The following is an 18,372-nucleotide window of genomic DNA, read 5'->3' as shown; positions in this document are numbered from 1 at the left end:
TTTTTAATTATTTGTTATTGTCCGTTGATTTGGTTGCTGCTAACTTCTATATACACACTATAAAATAGTGCCAATCTACCCAAATATAGATGTATATACGAAGTTAATTGACGTTTTTTATTTTCTCAAATATAACTTTTTTATTTTACGTTTGAATAGGTTAAAGTTGCATCATTTAGAGTATATTTTAAAATTTTACTGCATAAAAAAGACTTAAGTGATTGCTTAAGTCTTTTTTAGTAGCGGGAACTGGACTCGAACCAGTGACCTTCGGGTTATGAGCCCGACGAGCTGCCTACTGCTCTATCCCGCGATGTGCGTTTGTAATTTCAATAAAATTTCTTAGTAGCGGGAACTGGACTCGAACCAGTGACCTTCGGGTTATGAGCCCGACGAGCTGCCTACTGCTCTATCCCGCGATTTGTGAGTGCAAAAATACAACGATTATATTTAAAAACAAGAAAAAATAAGAAAAAAATTAAAATTTCTTCTATTCGACTGTTATGACTACCTTTGTAGCTTAAAAAATGATTCATGGAACATAAAGCAGGTTTTGTAAATATTATTGATTTGATATTAAGAGAAGACTCGAGATTGAAAATCGAATTGTATGAAACAAAGTGGAATAAATGTCCAGTGAACATTCAGTTCAATAAATTTAATTTAAAAAATAAATCTCATGCATAAAGCAGGTTTTGTAAATATTATCGGTAACCCAAACGTTGGTAAGTCAACCTTAATGAATGCCTTAGTGGGAGAACGCTTATCGATAATTACAAGTAAAGCACAAACTACAAGGCATAGAATTTTAGGAATTGTTAATGGAGATGATTTTCAAATGGTTCTTTCCGATACGCCTGGAATTATTAAACCAGCCTATGAATTGCAAAATTCGATGATGGGTTTTGTTAAAAATGCTTTTGAAGATGCTGATGTCTTGGTGTATATGGTTGAAATAGGGGAAAAGGAGTTAAAAGATGAGAGCTTTTTTAATAAAATAGTACATTCAAAAATTCCGGTTTTGTTACTATTGAATAAAATTGATAAGTCTAATCAGGAACAATTAGAAGAGCAAGTAACTTTATGGTCTGAAAAAGTACCCAATGCAGAAATTTTTGCTATTTCTGCTTTAGAGAATTTTAATGTGCAAGCTGTTTTTGATCGCATTATCGCATTATTACCTGTTTCTCCTCCTTATTATCCTAAAGATTCTTTAACCGATAAACCAGAACGATTTTTTGTAAATGAAACTATTCGAGAGAAAATTTTATTAAACTACGATAAAGAGATTCCATATGCTGTAGAAATTGATACCGAAGAGTTTAAAGAAGATGACAACATTATACGTATTCGAGCGGTTATTATGGTAGAAAGAGATACCCAAAAAGGAATTATCATTGGTCATAAAGGAGCTGCATTGAAAAAAGTAGGTATTCAAGCTAGAGAAGATTTAGAGAAATTTTTTGGTAAACAAATTCATTTGGAAACGTATGTAAAAGTTAATAAAGATTGGAGGAGTAATTTAAATCAGTTGAGGCGATTTGGTTACAACCAAAAATAATTAGTTAACTATTCGTTCCATAATTTCTTGTAAATTTTGCATTTCAGGAAGCCCTTTTCTTCTATTTCTTCTTGCTAAATAGTAAAGAAAAAACCATAAAGCAATCATACTAACTATAATAATGATTTCTATATGAAATTTTTGGTGCAAACTAAATTTGGAATACGCAGAAACGGAAGCGATAAAGAAGAGTAAACCAATTAAAAAATGCAGGAAGATGAAGAATGTCCACAATACGGGATCAGGACCATATAATCCATTTACTGCAGTGTTTCCGTCTTCCATGGGTTCTAATTGTAAATGAAGATGAGGAGAATATTTTTCTCTTTTTAATACACCCAAACTAAGCCATACATGATGGTCTAGAATTTTAATTTTATAATTGGGCTCTAATTCTTGCTTTAAATCTTCAAATTCTTTCAAAACAGTTTCGATAGATTTGTGGGCAACGGAATAGAAACGGAATCGAAGGGTAATTTGTTTATCCATAAATTAGTGTGGTTTATCCTACTAATTTACAAAATAAAAAGTAAAAATCAATGTAGAATTAAATTTACTAGCTTGTTTATAAATGAATTAAATAAGAAAAAAGGATTCTCTTTTTCTAAATTCTAAATGATTATCTTTGCACTTTCAAAAAAATAAGTAATGAATAATATTGTAGCCATAGTAGGAAGACCTAATGTAGGGAAATCAACTTTTTTTAATCGTCTCATTCAGCGTAGAGATGCTATTGTAGATTCGGTTAGTGGAGTTACACGTGATAGAAATTATGGCAAAAGTGAATGGAATGGAAAGGCCTTTTCTGTTATAGATACTGGAGGTTATATAAAAGGTTCTGATGATATTTTTGAAGCAGAAATTAGACGTCAGGTGGAACTAGCAATCGATGAAGCGGATGCTATTATTTTTGTTGTAGATGTGGAAGAAGGGGTAACACCTATGGATGAAGAGGTGGCAAAATTACTTCGAAAAGTAACAAAACCTATTCTTTTAGCAGTTAATAAAGTAGATAATGGCGCACGTGAAAAAGATGCAGTAGAATTTTATTCTTTAGGATTAGGAGAATATTTTACCATTGCAGGAATGAATGGTAGTGGAACGGGTGAATTATTAGATAAATTAGTAGAAGTATTACCAGAATTACCAGAAGCTACAGAAGAAGAAAACCCATTGCCAAAATTTACTGTGGTTGGAAGACCAAATGCAGGAAAATCATCGTTTATAAATGCTTTAATAGGAGAAGATCGATTTGTTGTAACTGATATTGCAGGAACGACAAGAGATGCTATTGATACTACTTATAATCGTTTCGGATTCGAATTTAAATTAGTGGATACAGCTGGAATTAGAAGGAAAGCAAAAGTAAAAGAAGACTTAGAGTTTTACTCGGTAATGCGATCAGTGCGTGCCATTGAACATAGTGATGTATGTATTTTAATGATTGATGCTACGCGTGGTTTTGAAGGACAAGATCAAAATATTTTTTGGTTAGCAGAAAAAAATAGAAAAGGAATCGTAATCTTGGTAAATAAATGGGATTTGATAGAAAAAGATACTTTGTCAACCAGAGATTATGAAAGAAAAATTAGAGAAGAATTACAACCTTTTACAGATGTGCCTATTTTATTTGTGTCGGCTTTAACGAAACAACGTTTGTTAAAAGCATTAGAAGTGGCTGTTGAAGTGTATGAGAATAGGAAACAGCGTATTGCAACCTCAAAATTCAATGATTTAATGCTTCCTATTATTGAAGCAACTCCACCACCAGCAATTAAAGGGAAATATGTAAAAATTAAATATTGCATGCAATTGCCTACACCCACACCTCAGTTTGTGTTTTTTGCTAATTTGCCACAATATATTAAAGAACCTTATAAGCGTTTTATTGAAAATAAATTAAGAGAAATTTATAATTTTTCGGGTGTACCTATAGATATCTACTTTAGACAGAAATAAATAAAAAGAGCTTTCATAATTGAAAGCTCTTTCGTTTAGTACAAATAACCTCATTCTTATTATTGTACTATGATTTTTTTAGTAATTATTTTACCATTTTTATGAGTCATTTGTAAAGTATAAATATTTGGAGCTGTTGTTTCATCTAAAATGAAATTAATAGTTTCTTTATTAGCAATAGTAAAATTTATATTTTTTGTATTTCCAGATAAATCAATTAAAGTAATTTCTTTTAAATTAATATCATTAGTAAATATTTTTGAAACATGTCCTTTATAAATAGGATTAGACACTACTACTACCGATTCTACGAAATCATCAGAAATTGAGTTTGATGTATTTTGAAAATGAACTAAATTATTCTCATTTAAAATTTGTACATGTATATCATCAATTTCCATTTGAACCATATTATTTACATCTAAAGATAATTGATTTTCTACTGATGGATAAAACCATAATTGAGAATTGTTTTGAATGGGAATAAAAGTAAATCGTACTACTTGCCAAAACGATTTTGATTTTGAGATAGTATTTGTCCATACAATTTCACTCGTTTCATCAATTTTTGGCATATTTTCTTTAGAATTACTTGATAAACCACTAATTGTTCTAATATTTACCGATGGATTTTGTATTTTAATTTCTTCTGAGTTTAAATTGGTAAACGCTTTAACTTTAAAGGAAATTTCATATTTTTTTCCTACAATGAAGTTATAGTTTGTAAAAATTCCGCCACTATTTTCTTGTGTAATACTTAAACCCGCCCATGTATTACTATTTATATTACCCATAACCATTGGAGTTCCATGACTTGCTGCCCATCCTTCAATACAACTTGGAGCGCTAAAACCGTTACCTGTACAATTACCACTTAATTTCCCATTTTTAAGAGTTTGTGCACCCGCCAAGATAGTTGTTAGTAAAAAAGTTGCAAAAAATAATGTTGTTCTCATGTTTATTTTAAATTAGATATTATTTGTTATTTTGGATATGCAAATATTGAAACAATTGTAAAATAAAACAGTAAGAAATCTCCCGAAATTAAAGGGGAAAAATCCCCTTTTTTTTAAAGGTAGTTTTTAATAAAAAAAAGAATGGGAAAATATTAATTCCCACTCTTTTAGTTTATATAAATCAGTTGTATAAGTGAAACTCTTATTCTATCACTAGTTTTTGGGTCAGTAAGTTATCATTTTTGGTTATTATTTTTACCATATAAATACCTTTGGATTTGTTTTCTGGTACAGAAAATGTAATAGTATTGACATCTTTCTCTTCAAAAGTGATTGTTTCCGATTTTCCTAATAAGTCAACTAAAACTAACTCTTTAATAGTTTTTGAATCAATAGATACTGAACAAGTAGTGCCTTTTTGAATAGGATTTGGATACATTAGAAATTCATTTGCCTTTACAGATGTCTTTTTTTCATATGGAAAGGGTTCAGTATCTTTAATATCTAAAGTTTCTATTGCATAATCAGGGTTTCCATTAGCTAATTTACCTTGAATATAAATTCGAAATGCTTTTCTAGTTTCATTCCAAGGTGCACAATCATTCCAAATACCGTGTTTAATATAGTACCAAGTGTTTACCGTTAAGCCGTTATTAAAAGTAGCAGGAGCAGAGCTACAGCAGATGCTTGGATTTCCAGGAACAGGATTGTTCCCAGTTGTACTTCCATTTGGAGCATAAGAAATTGACCAATGATGGTTTACAAAAACGGGATTACTATGTGCTTCAACAGTTACAGATAAAGAACTACCATTACTTGATAAATTGATAAACTCAAAATTTGTTGTGTAATTACTCCAATATACATCTTGTGGTAAAGCGATCCTCATTTCAGTCCAAGGCAAACAATCATTATAGATACCATGCTTAATGTAATAAAACTTATCTCTAGTTAATCCTGAAAAAGTGGTTGAAGTACCGTTTTGAATACCGCCTACTTGTCCTATGGTATTCGTATCTGTAGTTGAGCCTAAGACGGAAGTTTCCATTAATCCCCACCAATGATTTAAACCTGCAGAGGTATCAGTTGCAGTTACAGTAACAGAAATAGTCCCATTGGTTGCACATGTAGAAGTATAAGTAAATTGAGGTGAACCTGTACTGTTTAAAACTCTAAATTCATGAGTAGTAGGTACCCAAGAGGTACAATTAGGTCTAGCTGTTGCTACTTTAATTTGATATTCATATCCACTACTAAAAGTATATCCTTGAGCATTAAAAATAGAAGTTAAATTCAAAATACCCAATTGTCCTTGCGTCCAGCCATTGCTTCCTTTTTGAGCTTGCCATTGAAAAGCACCAGTAGAGCCAATAGGTCTTCTCCAAACATCTAGAAAGTATTGTGTTTCATTGGCTGAAGCACCACCATTTAAAAAAATAGTTTCATTTGCACAAAAATCATTTTTAATGATATTGTTACTATCTTGAAAATGAAAAACTGAAGTAACAGGAGGTGTAATATAAATATCATCAACTTCCATTTGTACTTGATTATATCCATTACTTGATGAAGAGGCAGTCATTAATGGATAAAAACAAAGTTGAGAATTATTTTTTGTAGGAGTAAAACAAACCGTTATAGTTTCTTCATTATTAATATTTGTCCCAATGGTTCTTTGCCAAATTAATTCTCCTGTAGCTAAAGGGCTTGGAATAGTTGTTGACGAAGAGGTGGTTAGACCACTTACGGCTTTCACTATAGCTAATGAGTTTAGAACGGCACTTGTTGCGTTGCTGTTTTTAGTTGAAGTTTTAATTTTAAAAGTTACTTCGTAAGTTTTTCCTGCTTGAAAATTATAGTTTGTAAAGATTCCTTCACCTGTATTTGAATAAGACCACATCCAAGCGGCTGTATCATTGCCAACAGTTCCAGTTACACTAGGAGTACCATGACTGGCCTGCCAACCTTGAACACAACTTGGAACAGGATTGTAGCCATCTCCTTGGCAAGTGCTATTTAAATTTCCGTTTGTAATAAATTGACTGTTAGATATATTCCATAGTAAAAAAACTATAAGTGTAAATAAATTTTTCATGTTAATTAATCGTTTGATGTTAAAATATTTTGTTGTGATCACAATGCAAAGATTATGACTTCTCTAAACAAACTCTTTTATGTATCAACGTTAATTGTAAGGGGAAAAACCCCTTTTTTATTCTTAAATATTATCTTACTGCGTTTGAAGCTTTCGTTTTAATGATTTCCATTATGGGTTTGTTGTCTATTTTACTCTCTAGCCAAGAAATAATATCTAAATATAAAAAAGCTCTTTTTTCATATGGATGCTCTTCATATACTTTTAACCGTGTGTGTAGTTTTTTAAATTCTCCTTTTAATTGATGTGGATAAATAGTGCCTAAATTTCTCAAAAACTTAATCATTTCACGTTGTACTTCATGTAAGTCGTTCATCTTAATTAAAAACTTATAAGTACTTTTTAATTGCAGTTCTAATTTGTAATCCAAGCTCGCTTCATAATGTGCAACTAAACTCAATACTCTAGCAAAACACATTAAATCTTCTCGCATGGATAAATTTTTATTGTCAATAATTTTTTGAAGATAGCTGATACATAGTGTGTTATTTCCTACTCCAAAATACATACAGGCAATTTTATAATAAAAAACCATCACGTGATGCTCGTCAATTTTATCTTCATCCATTTTTATTTTCTTAAGTATATCATCTACTAAATATAAACCTTGATCAAAAGTGCCTTCTAAAAAATGAAGATTTAATTTGCTATTATAAATGCACAAAAAAGTAAGGATACTTACGTTGTCATTTTTTGGAAAGGCATCTAAGTTGATTGTATCTTCTAACTTATCTAGTGTTTCTTTAAATAGTGTTTTATGTTTAATTAAATAAAGGCATTCTAATAAATAATTGACTCCTTTGATATACCATACTGGATTTAGAAATATCATTTTTGGATTATCATAAAAAAGATCCACCCATTTTTTGGCGTATTTATAACAAGACAAAAAATCTTGTATTAGGAAACTATACCATAAATGTGCTTTATATAACCATAATTTTTCTCTAAAACCTAAATCAGATATGATGTAAGTGGGTAATTCTTTGTTGAAATAATTTGTTATTTCTCGCATTTCAGCATCACTTTTGGCATAACCGCTTTTTAACATAATGCTGTACAATTGTAAGGAAAGATTTGAAAGCTTACTAGCAATAACATTTTCTTTACTTAATTTTTTTGCTTGAGAAGTTAATTCATCTGCTCTTCCTACAATACTTCTAGTAATATATTGCGACTCAATTACTTTTTCAAGTTCTACAATTTCATAAGCAATGTTCTTTTCTTCATTTTCAAGTGCCATTATTTTGGCCTTCTCTAAGATTTTTAAACTTTGTTTGTATAAACCTTTATGATATAAAATTGTAGCAAAATCTAATTGCTCCCGAATCAAAATTCTACTGTTTTGATTTACGGGATTCATTCGTAAACTAATTAAAATTTGTTTGTATAAATGAGCTTTTAAGTTTGAGAGTTGCAATTTGGTTACAATCTTACTTTCTAAAATAGTTTCCTCATTATAATCATTCATTTTGTCTAACAAATTAAATAAAAGTAAAAATTTAGCATTGGTATTTACATCTAAACGATTCGCATAGAGTTTAAACTGACGTTTTTCTGATCGAGAAAGCGATTTAATTAGGATGAATAAATTGTCTTTTGTTATGTTTGCCATTGTAAATAAATGAATTGTATATATTTGTAAATCAACATTTTAGTTTTAAAAAAAATAGTTTTAATACTGTAAAACAAAATTTTAAAAAGTCTCTTTACACGAAGCAAAGTATAAATTTGTATTCATAAATTAAAATTAAGTTTAATAATTCTTTTATGGATAAAGGGAAAGTACAAATATTCGATACCACCTTACGAGATGGAGAACAAGTTCCTGGTTGTAAATTAAACAAAGAGCAAAAGTTAATTATTGCTCAAAGGTTAGATGAACTCGGAGTAGATGTAATTGAAGCTGGATTTCCAATTTCGAGTCCAGGAGATTTTGAGGCTGTGGAAGCCATCGCAAAAGTGGTTAAAAATGCTACTGTTTGTGGATTAACTAGAGCTGTTGAAAAAGATATTGAAGTAGCTGCACAAGCGCTCAAATATGCTAGAAAGCCAAGAATACACACAGGAATAGGTACTTCAGATTCGCATATTAAATATAAGTTCAATGCAACCAAAGAAGAAATTATAGAACGTGCAGTGAAAGCAGTTGCCTATGCGAAAAAATATGTAGACGATGTTGAATTTTATGCAGAAGATGCGGGTAGAACTGATAACGCTTTTCTAGCACAAGTATGTTCAGAAGTTATTGCTGCGGGTGCGACTGTTTTAAATATTCCGGACACAACGGGTTATTGTTTGCCAGAAGAATATGGAGCCAAAATGAAATACTTGGTTGAAAATGTAAAAGGAATTGAAAAAGCAATTTTATCATGCCATTGTCATAATGATTTAGGTTTGGCTACAGCTAATTCTATTGCGGGTGTTATCCATGGTGCTAGACAGATTGAATGCACAATTAATGGTATTGGTGAACGAGCAGGAAATACTTCTTTAGAAGAAGTGGTTATGATTTTAAGGCAACATCCCACTCTAGGTTTAGATACAAATGTAAATTCAAGGTTGTTAAATGAAATGAGTCATTTGGTGTCGGAAAGTATGGGTATGATTGTACAGCCTAATAAAGCCATAGTGGGCGCTAATGCTTTTGCACATAGTTCAGGAATCCATCAAGACGGAGTAATTAAGAATCGAGAAACATACGAAATAATTAACCCAGAAGATGTTGGAGTAACTGAATCTTCAATCATTTTAACCGCTCGAAGCGGAAGAGCAGCATTGGCTTACAGAGCTAAAAAAATTGGTTATGAATTAACTAAATTACAGTTAGATATAGTTTATCAAGAATTTCTAAAAATTGCCGATAGAAAAAAAGAAGTAATTGATGAAGATGTTCATAGGATTATTGAAAACAATAAAATTGGTATTGTAGCATAAAAATGGAAAAGAAAACCTTATTTGATAAAGTGTGGGATAGTCATGTGGTAAGCGAAGTGCCTAACGGACCTCAAATTTTATACATAGATAAACATCTTATACACGAAGTAACAAGTCCTCAGGCTTTTGCGGAACTTGAAGAACGAAATATCCCTATTTTTAGACCCAAACAGATTGTAGCAACTGCAGATCATAATGTGCCTACAAAAAACCAACACCTACCTATCAAAGATGTGTTGTCTAAAAATCAGTTAGAACAATTGACAAAAAATTGTGAAAAAAATAATATTACCTTATACGATTTAGGACATCAATATCAAGGGATTGTACATGTTATTGCTCCAGAGTTAGGGATTACGTTGCCCGGAATGACCATGGTTTGTGGTGACAGTCACACTTCTACGCATGGTGCTTTTGGAACTATTGCATTTGGTATTGGAACCAGTCAAGTAGCACAAGTGTTTGCCAGTCAGTGTCTGTTATTAAACAAACCCAAAAGTCTTCGAGTAAGTGTTAATGGAAAGTTAGCCAAAGGAGTTACACCTAAAGACGTTATTTTATACATTATTTCAAAAATTGGAACCAATTCAGGTACCGGTTATTTCTGTGAATATGCTGGCAATGTTTTTCAAGAAATGTCTATGGAAGGAAGAATGACCGTTTGTAATATGAGTATCGAAATGGGAGCAAGAGGTGGTATGATTGCTCCAGACGACATTACTTTCGAATACATAAAAGGAAGAACTTTTGCACCCAAAGGAAATGAATTAGAGGAGAAAATAGCCTATTGGAAAACCTTACCAACAGACGAAGGTGCGGTTTTTGATAAAGAATATTCTTTTGATGCTGCAGACATTGCTCCCATGATTACCTATGGAACCAATCCAGGTATGGGAATTAAAATTAATGATTGTATACCTGTCTTGGAAGATGAATCATTTGTAAAAGCTTTAGATTACATGGGTTTCCGTAAAGGAGAATCTTTATTGGAAAAACCAATTAATTATGTTTTTATAGGAAGTTGTACTAATTCTCGAATTGAAGATTTCAGAATCGCAGCTCAATACATTAATGGTAAACAAAAAGCAGCCAATGTAAATGCTTTAATCGTTCCTGGTTCACAACAGGTAGCTAAACAAATTCAGGAAGAAGGTTTAACCGCTATTTTTGAAAAAGCAGGTTTTGAAATTCGTCAACCGGGTTGTTCTGCTTGTTTGGCTATGAATGATGATAAAATTCCAGCAGGAGAATATTGTGTATCTACTTCAAATAGAAACTTTGAAGGCAGACAAGGACAAGGGGCTCGAACCCTTTTATCAAGTCCTTTAGTGGCAGCAGCGATTGCTGTAGAAGGTAAAATTATTGATATCACAAAACATCTTAATTAATCATGGAAAAATTTACCACATTATATTCAAAAGCAGTTCCTTTACCTGTAGAAAATATCGATACCGATCAAATTATTCCAGCAAGATTTCTTAAGGTTACGAATAAAGTTGGCTTTGGAAATAATCTATTTAGAGATTGGCGATTTCAAGAAAATAATGAGCCCATTGCTTCATTTGTACTTAATAATCCTAAATATTCTGGAAAAATATTAGTGGCCGGAGATAATTTTGGTTGTGGAAGCAGTAGAGAACACGCTGCTTGGGCTTTAACAGATTATGGCTTTAAAGTGATTGTTTCTAGTTATTTTGCTGATATTTTTAAAGGAAATGCTTTAAATAACGGATTGTTACCCATCCAAGTTTCCCCTGCGTTTCTAAAAGAAGTTTTAACTTTAATTACTCAAAATCCTGAAACCGAACTTATCGTTGATTTAGAACAACAAACCATTGCTGTAAAAGATATTGGTTTACAAGAAACTTTTGAAATCGATGCTTATAAAAAACTATGTCTGATTAACGGGTATGATGATATTGATTTTTTAGTAAGCAATAAAGATAAAATTGAAGCTTTTGAAGCAAATAGAAATAAAACACAATCCATAGTCATTTAAAGAAATCATTATGAAGATGAAAATAGCCGTGTTACCTGGAGACGGTATAGGTCCTGAGGTAACGAAAGAATCCGTAAAAGTATTACAGTCTATTGCAGATGCATTTGGACATGATTTTCAATTTAAAGAAGCTTTAGTAGGTGCAATTGCTATCGATCAAACTGGAAATCCATTACCGGAAGAAACATTAACGCTTTGTAAAGAAAGTGATGCTGTGCTTTTTGGAGCTATTGGTGATCCAAAATATGATAACAATCCAGATGCAAAAGTAAGACCAGAACAAGGTTTGTTGAAATTGAGAAAAGAATTAGGTTTATTTGCAAATATTCGTCCGATTACAGCTTATGATTCGTTACTTGAAAAATCTCCATTAAAGAAAGAAATTATTCAAGGAACGGATATGGTTATTTATAGAGAATTAACTGGCGGAATTTATTTTGGTGAAAAACAACTCAATGAAGAGGGAACTATTGCTTCTGATTTATGTGAGTATGCACAATATGAAATTGAAAGAATTGCGCACTTAGCGTTTAAAGCAGCACAACAAAGAAGAAAGAAAGTAACTTTGGTAGATAAAGCCAATGTTTTGGAAACGTCAAGACTGTGGAGACGTGTTGTAACTTCATTAGCTAAAGAATATCCTGATGTAACTTTAGATTTTCTATTTGTAGATAATGCAGCCATGCAAATGATTTTAAATCCAAGTCAGTTTGATGTTATTTTAACAGAGAATATGTTTGGCGATATTATTTCAGATGAAGGGAGTGTTATTGGTGGTTCTATTGGATTACTAGCTTCAGCTTCTGTAGGGAAAGGTACGGCTTTATTTGAACCTATTCATGGTTCGTATCCACAAGCAGCTGGTAAAAATATCGCTAACCCTGTAGCTTCGATTTTAAGTGCAGCGATGTTATTAGAACAATTCTCTTTGCATGATGAAGCCAGGTTAATCTATAAAGCAGTAGAAACCATGTTAAATGAAAACATTGGAACTGTCGATTTAAATAAAGAAAATCCATCAAGTACTTCAGAAATAGGCGACGTTATTGTTAAACTAATTGACAGTCAAGATGTAACTATTGGAGGGTCACATTTTGAAAATATAAAATTAGGTAAGTCAGTTTATATATAAAATTAAGTTAAAAAACATTTATTTCTTTTTAAACTGTAAGAAATAACTTTATTTCGCGGTTAGTTATTAATCGCGATTTTTTTATGTGCAAAAATTACCTTTTACTTGTCATTTTATTTTTTTATAGCTTAGGTTTTACTCAAAATAATGTTTCTGTTTCTGGTAAATTAGTAGATGAAAATTTGAAATTTCCACTGGAATCTGCTACCGTTTATTTTTCAAAAGTGAGCGACTCATCAGTTGTGGATTATACAATATCAGATAAAAATGGAAATTTTAATTTTAAAATAAAAGGATTAAATTTTCCAGTTGTTTTAAAAATATCTTATAATGGTTATCTCGATTTTAAAAAAGCATTTTCGGTTATTGATAAGGATATCGATTTAGGTACAATAGCCTTAAAAGAAAATGTTTCCTCATTAAAAGAAGTTGTGGTAAAGTCTGAAATACCACCTATTTCTGTAAAATCAGATACTTTAGAATTTAATGCATCATCATTTAAAGTGGCTCCAGACGCGAATGTTGAAAAGTTATTGAAGCAATTGCCAGGTGTTGAGGTGGATACTGATGGTAAAATTACAGTGAATGGAAAAGAGGTGAATAATATTTTAGTTAATGGGAAACCTTTTTTTGGAAAAGATGGTAAAATTGCTACTCAAAATTTACCTGCTGATATGATTGACAAGGTACAAGTAACCGATACGAAAACAAAAAAAGAAGAATTATCAGGTCAAGCCGCTTCAGACAATACCAGTACCATAAATTTAACCATTCAAGAAGATAAAAATAAAGGATTATTTGGTAAAGCAACAGCAGGCTATGGTACAAAAGATCGTTATGAATCTAGTGTTTTATTCAATTATTTTAAAGATACTCAAAAAATAAGTGTTTTAGGGTCTTCAAATAATATTAATTCTGTTGGGTTTTCAATGGATGAAATTTTTGATAATATGGGTGGAGGAAGAAATCAATCTATGTATGTGAACAGTAATGGAAGTTTTGGAATAAATGGAATGCGTTTTGGTGGCAATTCGGGAATTACAAAATCGAATATGATTGGAGTTCATTTTTCTGACGAATGGATGAATAAAAAAACAAATCCTAATGCAAGTTATTATTTTTCTAATGCCATTTCTGAAAATAGAAACAGAACCAATAGGACTAATTTATTGCCTACTGGAAATACGAGTACCAATTCAGAATCTAATTCAAAAACAGATAATACAGGACATGCGATAAATGTCGATTTTGAAATTAAAATTGATTCGACAACCACATTGTATTTTTCACCTAGTTTGTCTAAAAATAGAACTTTAGATTATTATGACAGCCGTGCTACTTCTTTTGACGCTTCAAATGATTTGCTAAATGAAAACAATACGAACAATGCTCAAGAAATTAATCGAAATAGTTTTACAAATAATTTAAACCTATACAAAAAACTAAAGCGAAAGGGTAGAGGTATAAGTTTTACAATGAATAATGATAATAGTGATAATGAAGTGAACTTAAACACTAAGACAAATACTTTGTTCTATCAGTCGGGAAATCCTAACGACAGTAGAAATCAAAATCAATTGGATAAAGATAGAAAAGAGGTTTTGGAATTTTCATTGGGTTATTCAGAACCCATTTCCGATTCTTTGAAATTAACTTTTGAAACTTCTTTTAAAACTGAAAAATCAATAAATAATAAAGAAACTTTTGATTTTAATTCCTTTACAAATAAATATTCCGATTTTAATCCTTTATTGTCTAATGACATAATTGCTAAAAAGAATATATTCAATGGGACAATAGGTATTACTATTTCTGCTTCATCATGGGTAGTCAATTGGTATAAATTTAAATAATTATAAAAATCTACAATTGCTTTTTCGGCTTGATTTTGATAAGCAATAACAACTGGCTTTGAAAATTGACTTTCTATTTTTTTATTTACAACATTAAGGTTACTATTTTGACCTTTCATAAAAAATGAAATTCCAAAAAAGAAAACGATATATATATATTTTCTCATTATTCTTGAATTAATCGAATAAAAATAATCTGATTATTCGCTTCGTTTTTTACTTCTACTATTTTCATTTTTTTTAAAGAAGCAGTAGGAATAATTAATTTCTGCGAAAACTCATCTTTATTAAAATATTCTGCTCCTAAATTATTGGGTAACATAACAATGACTTCAACATTATCATGCAAAATTTTTTCTAATTGTTCTTTTCTAGTTTCCCAATCTTTAATGTCACTCTTAATAAATCCTTGCAAAATATTCGCATAATCATTTGGTTCTAAAGTAATCGTAACAATTTCTGGATTTTGCTTCAAATCAACGGTTTTCTCCTTATAAAAGGGGCTTTTTACTACTACCTTCGCTTCTTTATTTACTTCTATTTTAGAACTTTTTACAACAATTTCCTTTTCAACACTATCTTCTATTATATATGCTTTTGTGATATTAGGAATTACAGAATCCTGTGTAAATTTTTCTTCTAAATGAATCGTTTTCTTTTCCAATGTTTTTTTAGTCATTTGCCAATACAAGCCAATAATTATTAAAAAAACAAATACTGATAAACTAATATATAATAGCTTTCTTGATTTTAAAGATTTTTTTGAAACCTCAATAGTCTTCTGTTGGTTGTGTTCATATTGAAAAGCATCCCAGTTTGCCAAACCAATATATTGTGAAAAAATATCCAACATATCCTTACGCGGTAATTTTTCATTGGTTTCCGGTTTTAAATGTGTATAAATCCATTTTTCACTAACACTTGCTTTGCATTTTTCTTCAACATCTTCAATAAGGTTCAAAATATCTTGTGAACTAAACGTTTTCCAATTTCCATTAAAATAAGGGTAGCGTTTTTTGTAGTGTTGCAAAACACTATTTTTCAACTCATAAAACACTTCTATATGGGTCATAATTCTTTGGTAAAAGTATAATTCTAAGTAAAAAAATTACTGTAAAACCACTGTAAAAGTACTGAAAAAACATTACAGTTTTATTACAGTAGTTATACCAAACTCTTTTTCATAATCTCAATTACGTTTGCCTAACAAAATTTAAAAATATATGATTATGAAAACAATTAACCTTTTGTGCTTAGGCACTTTATTGCTACAAACTATGGTTTATTCACAACATTCTGGAAATGCTAATGCTGAAACTTCAGTAAAAAATTTAAACGGTAATTATAATTATCAAAATCAATACCATAACAACCAATTTAATACCATTCAAACAACATCAAGTAATGAAAATGAAATGTACATTACTATAAAAGGAATTTATAATGAGAAAGCAACATCTCAGCGAGCAGTTTTTAGTGTACTTCAAATTGGAAAAACAGCTGAAGAAGCTACCAATATTATGGATACACGATTAGAAAATGTAATCAAAGCAATTCAGCATTTTAATCCAGAGATTGAAGTAATTATTGATATGATTTCATTTGTTCCAACATATGAATATGAAGTCCAAAAAAAGATCTTTAATCCAAAAACATATAATGAAAAACCAGCTGGATTTGAATTGAAAAAAAACTTAATTATAAAATTTAAAAAAACAAACGATTTAAATAGTATCATGAATATTTGTTCAAAGCAAGAAATTTATGACTTGGCAAAAGTAGATTATATTACTGAAAACATAGATCAAATAAGAGATGTTTTACAACAAAAAGCTTTAGAAGAATACAAACAAATGCTGGCTAACTATTCTTTAATCATGAATACCGATTTATTAAAAAAAGAAAAAACGCTAACTGAAGGATACAATACTATTTATCCCATGGAAAGTTATAAAAGTTATACTGCTTTTAGTCAAGCAAGTATAAATTTTGAGCCTAACAGTAATGTAAATAATATTCGTAAAAATAACACTCAATTTTATGATGGTGCTTTATCTAAAACCCACACCTTTGTTGTAAATGCTGAAATTACTGAACCTACAATTCAAGTCTTTTATGAAATGATTATTCGAATAAAATTAAAAGAAGATTTATTACCTAAAAATACGATTATAAAAAATAATAAATATTATATTATTACTACAAATGGTGATATTAAACCTTTAAATATCTAATAATACGATTTTTTTAATTCATGAACCTAATCCTTAAAAGGGGTTAGGTTTTTTATATGTAACAAAAGTAACATACTTCAATTTAATATAAAACGTATCTTTACAAAAAATCTGGTATGAGAGAAATTTTAGAACAAGCATATGGCTATATTTTTGAAGAAGAATTGTTACATGAAATAGAGAAAGTAGCTACCTATAAAGAATTTAAAGCCGATGATTACCTAATTGAAATAGGTGATTATATTAAATCGATGCCTCTTTTATTACATGGCGCTATAAAAATTTTGCGTGAAGATGAAAATGGAGACGAATTACTTCTTTATTTTTTAGAAAGGGGCGACACTTGTGCGATGACATTAACATGTTGCATGGGAAAATCTAAAAGCAAAATTAGAGCTATCGCTGAAAACGATGGAGCTATGTTTATGATTCCTGTTGAAAAAATGGAAGAATGGCTTACAAAATATAAAACATGGAGAAATTTTGTTTTTGAAAGTTATAATATTCGTTTAAATGAAATGCTAGAAGCAATAGACACATTAGCATTCATGAATTTAGATGAACGTTTATATAAATATTTAACCGATAAAGCAAAAGTCATAGGAAATACTGAAATAAACAATACACATCAACAAATTGCTTATGACATGCATACTTCAAGAGTTGTTATTTCTAGATTATTAAAAAGTTTAGAGTTACAAGGTAAAATAAAACTACATAGAAACAAAATAGAAATTGTAGCAATATAATGGAATTTCTGGGATATTTAGGCGCTTTTTTCATAGGAATTATTATTGGCTTAACGGGTGGTGGTGGATCAATTCTTACTGTTCCTTTATTAGTTTATGTTTTAGGTTACAATCCTGTTGTAAGTGCTGCTTATTCTCTATTTGTTGTAGGAACTTCATCTGCTTTTGGTGCAATTATAAATTATAGAAAAAAATTAGTATCCGTAAAAACAGGTTTAGTTTTTGCAATTCCATCATTTATAGGTGTTTTTGTAACCCGAAAATATATCGTACCTAATATTCCAAATATTATTTTTGAAAATGAAGAAATACTATTGAGCAGGAATACGTTCTTAATGCTTCTTTTTGCTATTATAATGTTTTTTGCTGCATTTTCAATGATAAAAAAAACAAAGATTAATTTACAAGAGATCAATCAAAAACATTATTTAATTAAAATAATAGTCCAAAATACCACTATTGGAATCATAATTGGATTAGTAGGTGCTGGTGGTGGCTTTTTAATCATTCCTTCACTTCTACTTATAGCAAAATTACCCATGAAAAAAGCAGTAGGAACTTCTATGTTTATTATTGCTATGAACTCTTTGATTGGTTTTCTAGGAGATTTAAAACATATTAACGTTCATTGGGATTTTTTACTTCCATTTTCTTTTATATCAATGATAGGAATTCTCTCTGGAACCTATATTAGTAAATATATTAATGAAGGGCAATTAAAAAAAGGATTTGCCTATTTTGTATTAGCAATGGCTGGTATTATCACTTTAAAAGAATTAATGTAACCTAGGTTACTTCCTTTAAAGTATATTATTCGTAAATTTGTAAAACTAAATT

The 18,372-nt window shown here is 30.2% G+C and carries 16 protein-coding genes and 2 tRNA genes; 11 read left to right on the top strand and 7 right to left on the bottom strand.

The window, feature by feature from the left end:
* Positions 1-240 precede the first annotated feature (240 nt).
* Positions 241-313: transfer RNA gene (locus tag HALO113_RS05165), tRNA-Met, on the bottom strand.
* A 33-nt stretch (positions 314-346) separates the two neighbouring features.
* Positions 347-419 (bottom strand) — tRNA-Met (locus HALO113_RS05160).
* A 115-nt stretch (positions 420-534) separates the two neighbouring features.
* Between HALO113_RS05160 and HALO113_RS05155 the strand changes: the two genes are divergently transcribed.
* A complete protein-coding gene (locus HALO113_RS05155; protein WP_159778003.1) occupies positions 535-687 on the top strand; it encodes a hypothetical protein in 153 nt (50 codons plus the stop codon).
* Entirely contained in the window at positions 680-1,561 is an 882-nt protein-coding gene (gene era / locus HALO113_RS05150) for a GTPase Era (RefSeq protein WP_159778002.1), read from the top strand. Before HALO113_RS05155 ends, era begins: the two co-directional genes overlap by 8 nt.
* Here the strand turns inward: era and HALO113_RS05145 are convergent, their stop codons facing one another.
* Positions 1,562-2,050: a hypothetical protein gene (locus HALO113_RS05145; RefSeq protein WP_159778001.1), complete on the bottom strand. Its 489-nt coding sequence runs from the start codon at positions 2,048-2,050 to the stop codon at positions 1,562-1,564.
* A gap of 159 nt (positions 2,051-2,209) precedes the next feature.
* On the opposite strand from HALO113_RS05145, the gene der reads away from it, so the two are divergent.
* Positions 2,210-3,520, top strand: coding sequence for a ribosome biogenesis GTPase Der (gene der, locus HALO113_RS05140; RefSeq protein WP_159778000.1), 1,311 nt, complete (start codon positions 2,210-2,212; stop codon positions 3,518-3,520).
* Between the two features lie 59 nt (positions 3,521-3,579).
* Here the strand turns inward: der and HALO113_RS05135 are convergent, their stop codons facing one another.
* The 3 genes from HALO113_RS05135 to HALO113_RS05125 form a co-directional block, all read right to left on the bottom strand.
* Positions 3,580-4,476 (bottom strand): hypothetical protein, encoded by an 897-nt coding sequence (locus HALO113_RS05135; protein ID WP_159777999.1) that lies wholly within the window; start codon positions 4,474-4,476, stop codon positions 3,580-3,582.
* A gap of 202 nt (positions 4,477-4,678) precedes the next feature.
* Positions 4,679-6,571, bottom strand: coding sequence for a T9SS type A sorting domain-containing protein (locus HALO113_RS05130; protein ID WP_159777998.1), 1,893 nt, complete (start codon positions 6,569-6,571; stop codon positions 4,679-4,681).
* Between the two features lie 130 nt (positions 6,572-6,701).
* Complete coding sequence (locus tag HALO113_RS05125) at positions 6,702-8,246, bottom strand: hypothetical protein (RefSeq protein ID WP_159777997.1); 1,545 nt, start codon at positions 8,244-8,246, stop codon at positions 6,702-6,704.
* Between the two features lie 155 nt (positions 8,247-8,401).
* On the opposite strand from HALO113_RS05125, the gene HALO113_RS05120 reads away from it, so the two are divergent.
* The 5 genes from HALO113_RS05120 to HALO113_RS05100 all read left to right on the top strand — a co-directional run bounded on the left by HALO113_RS05120 (position 8,402) and on the right by HALO113_RS05100 (position 14,552).
* Positions 8,402-9,568 (top strand): 2-isopropylmalate synthase, encoded by a 1,167-nt coding sequence (locus HALO113_RS05120; RefSeq protein ID WP_159777996.1) that lies wholly within the window; start codon positions 8,402-8,404, stop codon positions 9,566-9,568.
* A 2-nt stretch (positions 9,569-9,570) separates the two neighbouring features.
* Positions 9,571-10,956, top strand: a complete 1,386-nt coding sequence (gene leuC / locus HALO113_RS05115; RefSeq protein ID WP_159777995.1) for a 3-isopropylmalate dehydratase large subunit — start codon at positions 9,571-9,573, stop codon at positions 10,954-10,956.
* Positions 10,957-10,958: 2 nt separating this feature from the next.
* Entirely contained in the window at positions 10,959-11,567 is a 609-nt protein-coding gene (leuD, locus tag HALO113_RS05110; protein ID WP_159777994.1) for a 3-isopropylmalate dehydratase small subunit, read from the top strand.
* Positions 11,568-11,577: 10 nt separating this feature from the next.
* Positions 11,578-12,699: a 3-isopropylmalate dehydrogenase gene (gene leuB, locus HALO113_RS05105; protein ID WP_159777993.1), complete on the top strand. Its 1,122-nt coding sequence runs from the start codon at positions 11,578-11,580 to the stop codon at positions 12,697-12,699.
* A gap of 83 nt (positions 12,700-12,782) precedes the next feature.
* Entirely contained in the window at positions 12,783-14,552 is a 1,770-nt protein-coding gene (locus HALO113_RS05100; protein WP_159777992.1) for a carboxypeptidase-like regulatory domain-containing protein, read from the top strand.
* A 166-nt stretch (positions 14,553-14,718) separates the two neighbouring features.
* On the opposite strand, the gene HALO113_RS05095 is transcribed toward HALO113_RS05100, so the two are convergent.
* Positions 14,719-15,624, bottom strand: a complete 906-nt coding sequence (locus tag HALO113_RS05095; protein ID WP_159777991.1) for a hypothetical protein — start codon at positions 15,622-15,624, stop codon at positions 14,719-14,721.
* A gap of 157 nt (positions 15,625-15,781) precedes the next feature.
* Here HALO113_RS05095 and HALO113_RS05090 point away from each other — a divergent pair, with 157 nt between their 5' ends.
* The 3 genes from HALO113_RS05090 (at position 15,782) to HALO113_RS05080 (ending at position 18,320) form a co-directional block, all read left to right on the top strand.
* On the top strand, positions 15,782-16,786 hold the full coding sequence (locus HALO113_RS05090; RefSeq protein WP_159777990.1) for an SIMPL domain-containing protein: 1,005 nt from the start codon (positions 15,782-15,784) through the stop codon (positions 16,784-16,786).
* Between the two features lie 116 nt (positions 16,787-16,902).
* A complete protein-coding gene (locus HALO113_RS05085; RefSeq protein ID WP_159777989.1) occupies positions 16,903-17,535 on the top strand; it encodes a Crp/Fnr family transcriptional regulator in 633 nt (210 codons plus the stop codon).
* Positions 17,535-18,320: a sulfite exporter TauE/SafE family protein gene (locus HALO113_RS05080; RefSeq protein ID WP_159777988.1), complete on the top strand. Its 786-nt coding sequence runs from the start codon at positions 17,535-17,537 to the stop codon at positions 18,318-18,320. The genes HALO113_RS05085 and HALO113_RS05080 overlap by 1 nt, the downstream gene beginning before the upstream one ends.
* Positions 18,321-18,372: the final 52 nt, after the last annotated feature.

Origin of the sequence: Flavobacterium sp. 9AF (assembly GCF_902506265.1) — a bacterium.
GTDB lineage: Bacteria > Bacteroidota > Bacteroidia > Flavobacteriales > Flavobacteriaceae > Flavobacterium.
This window is presented reverse-complemented; position numbering and strand designations above follow the sequence as displayed.